Source organism: Bradyrhizobium sp. USDA 376 (assembly GCF_054063675.1).
On record NZ_JBSSGN010000001.1, the window covers coordinates 1,205,850 to 1,218,641 of the forward strand.

Annotated in this window: 10 protein-coding genes; 7 read left to right on the forward strand and 3 right to left on the reverse strand. The window is 64.9% G+C overall.

The genetic code is table 11. The features are described from left to right. Positions 1-30: 30 nt before the first annotated feature. Positions 31-660 (forward strand): uracil phosphoribosyltransferase, encoded by a 630-nt coding sequence (gene upp, locus ACVJ19_RS05550; RefSeq protein WP_453949910.1) that lies wholly within the window; start codon positions 31-33, stop codon positions 658-660. Positions 661-1,096: 436 nt separating this feature from the next. On the opposite strand, the gene ACVJ19_RS05555 is transcribed toward upp, so the two are convergent. Both ACVJ19_RS05555 and ACVJ19_RS05560 read right to left on the reverse strand, forming a co-directional pair. Further along, positions 1,097-2,209, reverse strand: a complete 1,113-nt coding sequence (locus ACVJ19_RS05555) for a M48 family metallopeptidase (protein ID WP_453949909.1) — start codon at positions 2,207-2,209, stop codon at positions 1,097-1,099. A gap of 3 nt (positions 2,210-2,212) precedes the next feature. After that, positions 2,213-3,367, reverse strand: coding sequence for a YjgN family protein (locus tag ACVJ19_RS05560; protein WP_453949908.1), 1,155 nt, complete (start codon positions 3,365-3,367; stop codon positions 2,213-2,215). Between the two features lie 321 nt (positions 3,368-3,688). Between ACVJ19_RS05560 and ACVJ19_RS05565 the strand changes: the two genes are divergently transcribed. Together ACVJ19_RS05565 and ACVJ19_RS05570 are read left to right on the forward strand one after the other, a co-directional pair. Beyond that, positions 3,689-4,954 (forward strand): cytochrome P450, encoded by a 1,266-nt coding sequence (locus tag ACVJ19_RS05565; RefSeq protein ID WP_453949907.1) that lies wholly within the window; start codon positions 3,689-3,691, stop codon positions 4,952-4,954. A gap of 239 nt (positions 4,955-5,193) precedes the next feature. After that, on the forward strand, positions 5,194-6,468 hold the full coding sequence (locus tag ACVJ19_RS05570) for a cytochrome P450 (protein WP_453949906.1): 1,275 nt from the start codon (positions 5,194-5,196) through the stop codon (positions 6,466-6,468). A 226-nt stretch (positions 6,469-6,694) separates the two neighbouring features. Here the strand turns inward: ACVJ19_RS05570 and ACVJ19_RS05575 are convergent, their stop codons facing one another. After that, the gene (locus ACVJ19_RS05575) at positions 6,695-7,615 is read right to left on the reverse strand and encodes a LysR substrate-binding domain-containing protein (RefSeq protein WP_453949905.1); all 921 of its coding nucleotides are present in this window, start codon (positions 7,613-7,615) and stop codon (positions 6,695-6,697) included. Positions 7,616-7,740: 125 nt separating this feature from the next. Between ACVJ19_RS05575 and ACVJ19_RS05580 the strand changes: the two genes are divergently transcribed. The 4 genes from ACVJ19_RS05580 to mdlC all read left to right on the forward strand — a co-directional run bounded on the left by ACVJ19_RS05580 (position 7,741) and on the right by mdlC (position 12,655). After that, the gene (locus ACVJ19_RS05580) at positions 7,741-8,910 is read left to right on the forward strand and encodes an acyl-CoA dehydrogenase family protein (protein WP_453949904.1); all 1,170 of its coding nucleotides are present in this window, start codon (positions 7,741-7,743) and stop codon (positions 8,908-8,910) included. A 9-nt stretch (positions 8,911-8,919) separates the two neighbouring features. After that, complete coding sequence (locus ACVJ19_RS05585; protein WP_453949903.1) at positions 8,920-10,023, forward strand: CaiB/BaiF CoA transferase family protein; 1,104 nt, start codon at positions 8,920-8,922, stop codon at positions 10,021-10,023. Positions 10,024-10,038: 15 nt separating this feature from the next. Further along, positions 10,039-10,890 (forward strand): FAS1-like dehydratase domain-containing protein, encoded by an 852-nt coding sequence (locus ACVJ19_RS05590; RefSeq protein ID WP_453949902.1) that lies wholly within the window; start codon positions 10,039-10,041, stop codon positions 10,888-10,890. A gap of 142 nt (positions 10,891-11,032) precedes the next feature. Then, positions 11,033-12,655 (forward strand): benzoylformate decarboxylase, encoded by a 1,623-nt coding sequence (gene mdlC / locus ACVJ19_RS05595; RefSeq protein ID WP_453949901.1) that lies wholly within the window; start codon positions 11,033-11,035, stop codon positions 12,653-12,655. Positions 12,656-12,792 lie beyond the last annotated feature (137 nt).

Consider the following 12,792-nt stretch of genomic DNA (forward strand, 5'->3'; position numbering starts at 1 on the left):
TCGCTTGATGAATTTCAGGAGCAACCGATCATGGAAGGCGTCACGATCGTCGATCATCCGCTGGTGCAGCACAAGCTGACGCTGGTGCGGGACAGATCCATCTCGACCAAGTCGTTCCGCGAGCTGATCAAGGAGATCGGCATGCTCCTGTGCTACGAGGTGACGCGCGACCTGCCGCTCGCCGACACCGTCATCGAGACGCCGCTGGCGACGATGCACTCGGCCAAGATCGCCGGCAAGAAGCTGGTGTTCGTGCCGATGCTGCGCGCCGGCACCACCTTCGTCGACGGCATGATGGACCTGGTGCCGACCGCGCGCGTCGCCCATATCGGGCTCTACCGCGAGCCGCACAGCTTTGCCGCGGTCGAGTATTTCTTCAAATCGCCGTCAGACCTCCACGAGCGCCTCGCCATCGTGGTGACGCCCGTCGTCGCCACCGCCAACACGGCCGTCGCCGCGATCGACCGGCTGAAGGAGCGCGGCGCCAGGGACATCCGCCTCGCCTGCCTGATCGCAGCCCCCGAAGGCCTCGAACGGCTACGTGGCTTGCATCCGGACGTGCCGATCTGGACCGCCGCGGTCGACGAAGGTCTCGACGAGAACGGTTTTATCCTGCCGGGCCTCGGCGACGCCGGCGACCGCGCCTACGGAACGCGGTAGTTCGCGAAGCCTAAAGTGCAGCAACGAAGAAGGTGCGCTCCCTCTCCCGCTTGCGGGCAGGGCTATCGCATATGAAGATGCGTGGCGGATAGCTCGCCCGCAGCGCATCCTTCGAGACGCCCGCCGATGGCGGGCCCTCAGGATGAGGGCGGAGTGCGCGGCAGCAATTTCAACGGGGGCAATGCTGCTTAGCCTCATCCTGAGGAGACCGCGGAGCGGTCGTCTCGAAGGACGAGGCGCTTGCTCTGGCCGTCACCAAGAAGCCATCTGCGATAGCCCTGCGCTTGCGGGGGAGGGCTGGGGTGGGGGTAGCTCCGCAAGCGAGAACCCCTGAGAGGAGAGAACCCTCACCCGCCGCTACGCGGCGACCTCTCCCGCAAGCGGGAGAGGCTGGAGCGAGCCCGCGGCCAATAGCTTCAACCGAAAGCCATTCGACTTAAACCTTGCCGCTGCCGCAGATCAGCTTCAGTGCCTGCCATTCCTTGTCTGTCAGCAGCGGCGGGCCGCTGGCGCGACGGTCTTCCCTGGTCATGCGCGCGAGACGATCCTCGGTCAGCGGATGGCTGGCGAGGATATTTGTCAGACCAGAGCCGCCTTCCTTGCCGGTGATGCGGAACATCAGTTCGGCCGCGGGTTTGGGCGAGCGGCCGAGCGCATGCATGATCTCGATCGCGAACGTATCCGCCGCGGTCTCGGCTTCGCGCGAATAGGAGGCCTCGACCACGCTGCGCGAGGCGAAGATCACGGCGGATGAGCCGGTGACGTCGCCGAACAACAGGCCGATCAGGAACGAGGTGCCGCCGTTGTAGATCAGCCCGCGCATGTTGTCGTGATGCTTGAGATGGCCGAGCTCGTGGGCGAGAATGCCGGCGATCTCATCCGGGCTCTCGGCCTTGTCGAGCAGGCCCTTCAGCACGAACACCTTGCCGCCGGGCAGCGCGAACGCGTTCGGCACCGCGGTCGGCAGCACGCCAGCCGTCATGGAATCGTCGTCGAGGCCGGCGGCATCGCGCAGACGGTTGACGAGTTTTGTGAACGCGGCCTTGCCCGCGGGATCTTCGCACACATTGCGGCCGAAGATGGTTTTCACCTGAACTTCGGCGGCGTCGCCAATGCGCCGTTCGATCGGCTTCGGCACCAGCGGCGCGAGACGGTCGGCGGCGAGCGGCACGCCGAACAGGACGACGCAGACGATGGAGACGGCGGCGGCCACCGACCAGCCGACGATTTTTGCAACGCCGCGACGCGAGGTCTGATGCTCGTCGAGACGCACACAGCGGGTGGTCACGTCCGCCGCGAGAGCTGCGTCGCGGATCTCGAGCCGCGCCAGGGGCGGTGCAGCGGTGCAGGCGAGACGCAGGACACCAGCGGGACTGTCGGCGCGACGGATGTCGGCATAGGCCCAGCGGACGGGCGTTCCGCCTTCCTCGACGATCTCGAGCGCATCGCCGAACGCCAGCGTCACCTGCCGCCTGCGGCTGGATACGCCGTCGAAGAAGACCGTCGGCTTTGCCGACTGCGCCGGGGCCTCGGTAGACAACTCACTCACAGCTCAGAATCCTGCAACGTCAAGCCCATCGGCAAAGCCCTCGCCGAGCGCGCTGGCAAGCTCGCCGCTGCCGCGCACATCCGCAGCGGCCGCGATATTGTGCACCTCGACCGTTTCCAGCACCTTGGCCCAGAGATCGCGCTGGAGATAGACCCGCATCACGATGTTGACCGCAAGCGCGACGGCGAAGTAACCGATGACCATGATCACCAGCATCGGGATGCTCTTGGCGGGATCGCCGGACCCGAACAGCTGCTCGGCCGAAAGGCCGCTCAGCTGGACGACGAGCGCGGTGGCGCCGCCGAGATAGGCGCCGAAGATCATCGAGAGCAGCGTCCACCAGCCGATCACCTTCCAGTACAGGCCATAGAACGCATTGTGCGGAAGCTCCGAGGAGAGGCTGACGCCACCGATGCGGATGCCGTCCAGCCACCAGCGCCACTCGCGCGCCTTGAACTCGGCATAGAAGAACGGCGCGAGCGGAAAGATGATCAGCGCGATCGGGCTGAGCAGCCACAGCCACCAGCCGCGCTTGAAGAAGGTCCAGCCATTGCCCTCGAAATCGCCGCGCAAGTCACCGTAATGGGTGTGCCGCATCTTGTAACGTTCGAGTGAAGCCTCGCGCCACGGCAGCGCCAGGCCGAGGGTCAGGAACACCAGCAGGCCCCACGCCATGGCGCGGAACGAATAGGCCCAGCCCGAGCCGTCCATCCAGAACCGCACGCCGCGCCAGACCGTGCGCGTCAGGCGATACCGCCGCGCGCGAAAGATCGCGAACTGGCCGAAGGCGTAGAAGCTGATGAACAGCGGCGTCGAGGCAAAGCCCTGCCAGCGCTCGAACTCGATGCCGATGAGGAAGTAGGCGAGATAAATCGGCACCAGGATCGCTAGCGCGAACAGGAAGCCGACCAGCAGCTCCTTGCCGCGGCCGGTATATTCGGCGGCGTCGCCGTCGATCGCGGTGTTCGACCAGAGATGACGGCGGATGTCGGTGACGAGCCAGAACCGGTAGAAACCGAAGGTGACGAGCTCCAGCATGGCACCCTTGGTGACCATTTTGCGGAAACCGGAGCGATTGCCGCTGAAATCCACCCGCGTCGGCGGCAATGGCGGCGGGACGGGTTCGGAGCCGATGGGGGCCCATTGCATGTCGTTCACGGCGGCAACCTCGGGGTGCGCATTTGTGGCGGCCAAACTATAGATCAGAGATTGGTCGATCCCCAAGACGGGCGGGTTCGATTTAACCCGATTCCAGTCGATTTCTTGCATGATTTCAGGCCGAACGGCGTGCGGCAGGTCACGCTGGTGATGTCCAATAGCCCCGCGGCTGCATCCGGGCCACGCATCCACCCACCTCTCGCGAAGGTTGGATGTGGCAAAACTCTCCCTTGCTCCGGCGCAGACAACGGGCTGTAATTGCAAATCAAATACCGCAGCGCAGAATTCAAAGACGCGCGGAGGATGCCAGGGAGAACGGTCATGCATGGGACCATCGAGAGCGCGTCCAAGCTCGACGCACTGCGCGAGCGCGCGTCGACATTGCCGCTGGAGCAATTCGATCCGGGCGATCCGGAACTGTTCAGGACCGATACGTTCTGGCCCTATTTCGATCGCCTGCGCCGGGAAGATCCCGTGCACTACTGCAAGGACTCGATGTTCGGCCCGTACTGGTCGGTGACGCGCTACAACGACATCATGGAGATCGAGACCAACCATGCGGTGTTCTCCTCGGCCTCCGCGCTCGGCGGCATCACCATCCGCGACATCGACCCGGATCTGCGCCGCGAAAGCTTCATCTCGATGGACCCGCCGCGACATGCGGCGCAGCGCAAGACCGTGGCGCCGATGTTCACGCCGACGCATCTGGACAATCTCGCGCTCAACATCCGCAGGCGCTCGGCCGAGTGCCTGGACAATCTTCCTCGCGGCGAAGTGTTCGACTGGGTCGACCAGGTCTCGATCGAGCTGACCACGCAGATGCTGGCCGTGCTGTTCGACTTCCCCTGGGAGGACCGCCGCAAGCTGACGCGCTGGTCGGATATCGCCACCACCATTCCCGGTCCCGATGGCCTCGTCGCGACCGAAGACGAGCGGCAGGCCGAGCTGACGGAATGCGCGGCCTATTTCTCCCGCCTCTGGAAGGAGCGCATCGAACAACCTCCGAAGAGCGACCTGTTGTCGATGATGGCGCACGGCGCCGCGACGCGCGACATGGACGCGAAGAACTTCCTCGGCAATCTCGTGCTCTTGATCGTCGGCGGCAACGACACCACGCGCAACACCATGTCGGGATCGATCTACGCGCTGAGCCAGCATCCGGAGCAGTATCGCAAGCTGCGCGAGAATCCCGCGCTGCTCGACAGCTTCGTGCCCGAGGTGATCCGCTGGCAGACGCCGCTCGCGCATATGCGGCGCACGGCGCTCACCGATTTCGAGTTCCGCGGCAAGCAGATCAAGAAAGGTGACAAGGTCGTGATGTGGTACGTCTCGGGCAACCGGGACGAAGAGGCGATTGAAAAGCCCTACGATTTCATCATCGACCGCGCCCGCCCGCGCACGCACCTCTCCTTCGGCTTCGGCATCCACCGCTGCGTCGGCCTCAGGCTTGCTGAACTCCAGCTCAAGATTATTTGGGAGGAGATCCTCAAGCGTTTCGACCATATTGACGTAGTCGGCGAACCGAAGCGGGTCTATTCGAGTTTCGTGAAGGGACTTGAGACGTTGCCCGTGAAGATTGCGGCTTAGATGGGCAGCAAGATGACGACGCCTACAAGGACGGTGCGCCCCCTCTCCCGCTTGCGGGAGAGGGTTGGGGAGAGGGTATCTCCACAACGGGATAATCCCCAAGAGGAGAAAACCCTCACCCGGCGCTACGCCATAGCCGAGGCTTTGCCTCGGCGTTTCCTAAGGGGTCGGCCGCCAGCGGCGGCCTTTGCCTCTCCCGCAAGCGGGAGAGGTTAAGCAGAAACACTGGAGCCACGACCATGAATATCCAAGCGCCGGTTAAAGTGGACAAGGTCGCGCGCATGCGCAGGGCGCGCGAAGAGGCCTATGCGACGCCGCTGGCGCAATTCCATCCCGGCGCGCCACGGCTGTTCCAGGACGACACGCTGTGGCCGTGGTTCGAGCGGCTGCGCAAGGAAGAGCCGGTGCATTACTGCACCAACGCACCGATCGAGCCGTACTGGTCGGTGGTGAAATACAACGACATCATGCATGTCGACACCAATCACGGCATCTTCTCCTCGGACTCCACGCTCGGCGGCATCTCGATCCGCGACGTGCCGGAAGGCTACGATTATCCGAGCTTCATCGCGATGGACCAGCCCCGGCATTCGGCGCAGCGCAAGACGGTGTCGCCGATGTTCACGCCAACACATCTGGACGACCTCGCAAAATTGATCCGCCAGCGTTCGCAGACCGTGCTGGACAATCTGCCGCGCAACGAGACCTTCAATTTCGTCGAGCGCGTCTCGATCGAGCTGACCACGCAGATGCTCGCGACCCTGTTCGACTTCCCCTGGGAGGAGCGGCGCAAGTTGACGCGCTGGTCCGACGTCTCCACCGCGCTGCCCAAGAGCGGCATCGTCGCCTCCGCCGAGGAGCGCCGCCGCGAGATGGACGAGTGCTACGCCTACATGTCGAAGCTGTGGAACGAGCGCGTCAACTCTGCGCCGCGCAACGACCTGCTGTCGCTGATGGCCCATAACGACGCCACCCGCCACATGGACCCCGACAACCTCATGGGCAACATCATCCTGCTCATCGTCGGCGGCAACGACACCACGCGCAACACCATGACCGGCTCGGTGCTGGCGCTGAACGAGAACCCGGAGCAATACGAGATGCTGCGGAAGAATCCGGCGCTGATCGATTCCATGGTACCGGAGGTGATCCGCTGGCAGACGCCGCTCGCGCATATGCGGCGTACCGCGCTTGCCGATACCGAGATCGGCGGCAAGCACATCAGGAAGGGCGACCGCGTCGTAATGTGGTATGTCTCCGGCAATCGCGACGACGAGATGTTCGAAAATCCCAACGAGTTCATCATCGACCGCCCGCGCCCGCGCACCCACCTCTCCTTCGGCTTCGGCATCCATCGCTGCGTCGGCATGCGCCTCGCCGAGCTGCAGCTGCGCATCATCTGGGAGGAGATGCTGAAGCGGTTTGACCGGATCGAGGTGGTCGGCGAACCCAAGCGGATCTATTCGAGCTTCATCAAGGGATACGAGTCGCTGCCGGTGAGGATTCCAGCCTGAGATCGCGTACCCGCGGCGCGCTCAACTCTCTCCCCTCACCCTGAGGAGCCTGCGAAGCAGGCGTCTCGAAGGGCGAGGCCAAAGCCGGGCCTTCATCCTTCGAGACGCGCGCAAGGGCGCGCTCCTCAGGATGAGGAGCGGGCACCCCCAGCTATAAAATTTCGGCATGACAGGTCGCGCCAGATGCGAAGGCAAGTCGGCGCCTGACTGTTCTACGACACGGCATCTAACTCAATTTGATGTCCCAAACGCCTTCCTTGCGGCAGGCGGCGACCTCCTCGCGCAGGAGCCCGGTGATGGCGAGCGAGGCCGTCGAGGCCGGGCGGTCGATCGGAGAAGCGAAAATGAGCTCGCGCGTCATCGGCCTGGACACGGCGGTGGTCTCCAGCCGCCCCTCCGCGACCTCGCCGTGGACCGACGAGGGTGGCAGCAGCGCAAAGCCGAGCCCTTCCTCGACGAGGCTCGTCAGCACGCGGAACGAATCCGCTTCCAACTGGACGTCGAGCTTGATCTTGCGCTGGGCCGCGGCGTGCTCGATCAGCGCGCGGAGGCCGTGGGAATGACTGGGCAGCACGAGGCGCTGGCGCAGCAGCCAGCCGATGTCGATGCTCTTCTTGCGCGCAAGGCCGCAGCCGCGCGGGCCGACCGCGACGATGTTGTCGCGCCCGAGACTCTGCACGTTGAGATGCAGATCGGCCGAGCGGCCGTAGAGGATCGCAAGATCCATCTCGCCGCGATGCAGCCATTCGACCAGATGCCCGCTGTAGCTCTCGACGATGCGCAGCGAGATGCCGGGAAATTTTTCGACGCAGCGCCGCGCAAAGCGCGCCGACAGCACGCAGCTCACGGTCGGAACCAGGCCGAGCACGACCTGACCGGACGGCGGCCCCTTGGCCGACTGGATGTCGTTGCGGATCTGGTCGATCTGCCGCACGATGCCGGAGGTGCGAGCGAGCAACAGGCGCCCGGCGTCGGTCAGCACCATGCCGCGGCCGTTGCGGGTGAACAGCTCGGTGCGCAGCTCGTGTTCCAGAAGCTTGATCTGCCTGGAGAGCGCCGGCTGCGCCACGCGCAGCGTGTCGGAGGCCTTGGAGAGGCTGCCGAGCTCCGCCACGCAACTGAAGGTCCTGAGCTGCCGGAAATCCATGCTTGCCAATCCTGTAAGGCTACTCCATACGCTATAACAAATGAGCATAGGGGGCTGGCGTTGTTTTCACAACGCCTGAGGATGAGCCGGCGTTATCTTAACTGCCGCTAGATACGGGAAACGCCATGAGTGAAGAGCACCACACCGAAGATCACGCCGACATCCGCGAAGCCGTCGCAAAGCTCTGCGCGCAGTTTCCCGGCGAATACTGGCGCAAGCTCGATCGTGAGATGGCTTACCCGAAGGCTTTCGTCGATGCGCTGACCGAGGCCGGCTATCTCTCGGTGCTGATCCCGGAAGAGTATGGCGGCGCGGGCCTGAAGCTGTCCGCGGCGGCGGCGATCCTGGAAGAGATCCAGCGCGCGGGCTGCAACGGCGGCGGCTGTCACGCCCAGATGTACACGATGGGTACGGTGCTGCGGCACGGCAATGCCGAGCAGAAGGCAAAGTACCTGCCGAAGATCGCCAGCGGCGAATTGCGCCTGCAAGCCTTCGGCGTCACCGAGCCGACCAGCGGCACCGACACCTCCTCGTTGAAGACCTTCGCGCGCAAGGAAGGCAACGACAGCTATATCGTCAACGGCCAGAAGATCTGGACCAGCCGCGCCGAGCATTCCGACCTGATGGTGCTGCTGGCGCGCACCACGCCGAAGGAGAAGGTCAAGAAGCGCACCGATGGTCTGTCCGTCTTCATCGTCGACATGCGCGAGGCCAAGAACAACGGTCTCGAGATCCGCCCGATCCGCACCATGATGAACCACGCCACCACCGAAGTATTCTTCACCGACATGAAGGTGCCGGCGGAGAATTTGATCGGCGAGGAAGGCAAGGGTTTCCGCTACATCCTCTCGGGCATGAATGCCGAGCGCATTTTGATCGCGGCCGAATGCGTCGGCGACGCCAAATGGTTCATCGCGAAGGCGACGAACTACGCCAAGGAGCGCAGCGTTTTCGGCCGGCCGATCGGCCAGAATCAGGGCATCCAGTTCCCGATCGCCAAGGCCTACGCCTCGATGCGCGCGGCCGAATTGATGGTGAAGGAGGCCACGCGCAAATATGAAGCCGGGCTCGACTGCGGCGCGGAGGCCAACATGGCCAAGATGCTGGCGGCGGACGCATCCTGGGAAGCGGCCAATGCCTGCATCCAGACCCATGGCGGTTTCGGCTTTGCCGAGGAATACGACGTCGAGCGCAAATTCCGCGAGACGCGGCTCTACCAGGTGGCGCCGATCTCGACCAACCTCGTGCTGTCCTTCGTCGCCGAGCATGTGCTCGGCATGCCGCGCTCGTACTGAGGTTACGCCATGGGAGCACTTGACGGGATCAGGGTGATTGCGGTCGAGCAGGCGGTGGCGGCGCCGTTCTGCTCCTCGCGCCTGGCGGATGCCGGCGCGGAGGTGATCAAGATCGAGCGGCCCGAAGGCGATTTCGCCCGCGGCTATGACGCGGCCGCCAAGGGGCAGAGCAGCTATTTCGTCTGGCTCAACCGCGGCAAGCAATCGGCGATAGTCGATCTCGCGACGAAAGAAGGCTGCGCCGAGTTGGAGAAGCTGATCGCCAGCGCCGACGTGCTGATCCAGAACCTGAAGCCGGGTTCGATGGACAAGCTCGGCTTCTCCCGCGAGCGGCTTCTGAAGGACTATCCAAAACTGATCTCGTGCACGATCACCGGCTATGGCGACGAGGGCCCCTACGCCCACCGCAAGGCCTATGATTTGCTGATCCAGGCCGAGAGCGGCCTTGCCTCGATCACCGGCAACCCCGACGGCGCCTCGCGCGTCGGCATGTCGATCGTGGATGTCGCGACCGGCGCCACCGCGCATGCGGCGATCCTGGAAGCGCTGATCGCACGCGGTCGCACCGGCAAGGGCTGTGACATCCGCATCTCCATGTTCGACGTGATGGCGGACTGGTGTACCGTGCCGTTGCTCAACTCCGAAGCCGGCAATCCGCCCAAGCGCATGGGCCTGCGCCATCCCTCGATCGCGCCCTACGGCGTGTTCACCTCGAAGGACGGCAAGGACATCCTGATCTCGATCCAGAGCGAACGCGAGTGGAAGACGCTGTGCGCGAAGGTGCTGGACCAGCCGGATCTGCCGGTCGATCCCCGCGTCGCCAACATGGTCGAGCGCGTGCGCAACCGCGATTTCACCGACAAGACCGTCGCCGACATCTTCGCCAGGATGACGCGCGATGAGCTCTTGAAGCGGCTGTCGGATGCCGACATCGCCTTTGCCGAGGTCAACACCATGGCCGACCTCACCAACCATCCGCATCTGCGCCGCATCGAGGTCGACACGCCGCAGGGACGCGTCAGCTATCCCGCGCCGGCGCCGATCATCGTCGGCGAGACGCGCGCCTACGGCGCTGTGCCGGCGATCGGCGAGAAACCCCAGGCCAAGAAATAAGAAGAGCGAGGCGCCATGACCGAGAAGCTCGACATCGATCACTTACGGCAATGGATCGGCCGCAGCACAGAAGCCACCGACATCGTCACCGCGCAGCTCGTGATGGGCCTGCGCGCGACGCTGCTCCAGGAGGTCGGCGAGCCCAAGAAGGGCGACGCCGCGCCGTTCACGGTGCACTGGTGCCTGGCCCAGCCGGTGTTTCCGATGTCGATGCTGGGGCCCGACGGCCACCCGACCCGCGGCGGCTTCCTGCCGCCGGTGCCGCTGCCGCGCCGGATGTGGGCCGGCGGCGAGATCGAGTTCCTGCAACCGCTTCGCGTCGGCGATGAATCGACGCGGACCTCGCGCATCGCCGACGTGCAGGTGAAGACGGGCTCGACCGGCACGCTGTGCTTCGTCTCGGTCGAGCACAGCATCTCTTGCCCACGCGGCGTCGCCATCCGCGAGCGGCAGGACATCGTCTATCGCGAGATGACCAGCAGCGCGCCCGCGAGCGCCAAGGCGCCGCCTCCGCCGCCCAAGGCGCAGCATCGCGAGACCCATGTCTCCGATCCCGTGCTGCTGTTCCGCTACTCCGCCCTGACCTTCAACGGCCACCGCATCCATTACGACCGCGACTACGTCACCGAGGTCGAGGGCTATCCGGGCCTGATCTTCCACGGCCCGCTGCAGGCGGCGCTGATCGTCGAGATGGCGGCGAAGCTGCGCGGTGCGAAGGCGCCGAGGAAGTTTACCTATCGCGGCCTGCAGCCGCTGTTCGAGGGCAGCGAGTTCTCCGTCAACGCCAATGACAGCGGCGAGAGCATGGAGCTGTGGACCGCGAACGCGGAGGGGCAGCCGACGATGAAGGGCACGGCGGTGTGGTGATACGCTGCCGTTAGACCCTCACCCTGAGGAGCACGCCCTTCGCGCGCGTCTCGAAGGGCGAGGCCACAGACCGGGCCTTCATCCTTCGAGACGCGCGAAGACGCGCTCCTCAGGATGAGGAACGAAGAAGGGGACGGAAACCATGGCCAAGAACGGCAAGACCGGCAGCAAGTCCGTCACCGTGAAGCAGGCGACGCTCGACCTGCTGCGCTCGTTCGGCATCGACCGAGTGTTCGGCAATCCCGGCTCGACCGAGCTGCCATTCCTGAGCGACTGGCCCGACGACATCGATTACGTGCTGGCACTGCAGGAAGCCTCCGCGGTCGGCATGGCCGACGGCTACGCGCAGGCGACCCGCAATGCCGGCTTCGTCAACCTGCATTCGGCCGCCGGCGTCGGCAACGCGCTCGGCAACATCTACACCGCGCACCGCAACCAGACCCCGCTGGTGATCACCGCGGGCCAGCAGGCCCGCTCGATCCTGCCGCTGCAGGCGTTCCTCTATGCCGAGCGCGCGTCGGAGTTTCCGCGGCCTTACGTCAAATACAGCGTCGAGCCGGCGCGGCCCGAGGACGTGCCGGCCGCGATCGCGCGCGCCTATTACACCGCGATGCAGCCGCCGTGCGGGCCGACCTTCGTGTCGATCCCGATCGACGACTGGGCGCATGCCTGCGCGCCGATTGATGCGCGCAAGGTCAGCCGCGAGATCGGACCTGAGCCGGAGCCGATGAAAGCGCTGGTTGCCGCGCTCGGTTCGGCAAAACACCCTGCGCTCGTCGTCGGCCCCGGCGTCGATCGTGCGGGCGCCGTCGATCTGATGGTGCGCGTGGCCGAGAAGGCCAAGGCCAGCGTCTGGGTCAGCCCGTTCTCGGCGCGCTGCTCGTTTCCCGAGCGGCATCCGCAATTCGCCGGCTTCCTGCATGCCTCGCCGGCGCAGCTGTCAGACGCTTTGCGCGAGCACGACCTTGTTGTTGTGATCGGCGCGCCAGTCTTCACCTTCCATGTCGAGGGCCATGCCGCGATCTTCGATGGCGGCGCGACCATCTTCCAGATCACGGATGATGCGGATGCTGCCGCCGTGACGCCGGTCGGCACCAGCATCATCGCGACGATGAAGCCGGCGCTGAGCCTGCTGCTCGATCTCCTGCCCGAAAGCAAACGCGCCACGCCAAAAGGCCGCACGCTGCCGCCGGCGCCGCAGGCCGCCGATCCGTTGCCGGTGGAATTCCTGCTGCATTCGCTGTCGCAGGCGATGCCGGACGGCGCATCACTGGTGGAGGAAGTGCCCTCGCATCGTCCGGCGATGCAGAAGTTCATGCCGATGCGCGGCCAGGACAGTTTCTACACCATGGCGAGCGGCGGTCTCGGCTATAGCCTGCCCGCCGCGGTCGGCATGGCGCTGGGCAAGCCGAAGCAGCGCACCGTGTGCCTGATCGGCGACGGCTCGGCAATGTATTCGATCCAGGCGCTGTGGACCGCTGCGCAGCGCAAGCTGCCGCTGACCGTCGTCGTGATCAACAATTCCGGCTACGGCGCGATGCGCTCGTTCAGCCAGGTGATGCAGGTGCGGAACGTGCCGGGGCTGGAGCTACCGGGGATCGATTTCGTGCGGCTCGCCGAAGGCATGGGCTGCCATGCGGTGCGGGTGAGCGAGGCGGCGGCGCTCGGCGAGGCGCTAAAGCGCGGCATGGCGTTTGAGGGCACGAGCCTGGTCGAGGTGGTCGTGGATGCCGCAGTGCCGGTGCTTTACGGGCAGAAGCATTGAGGGGGCGCGCCCTCTCCACGTAGTCGTCCTGGCGAAAGCCAGGACCCATTACCACCTCCGGATATTTGGCGAAGGTTAGTAATGACGATCTCGCGTCACGACTACTCCCTGGGGTAATGGGTCCTGGCTTTCGCCAG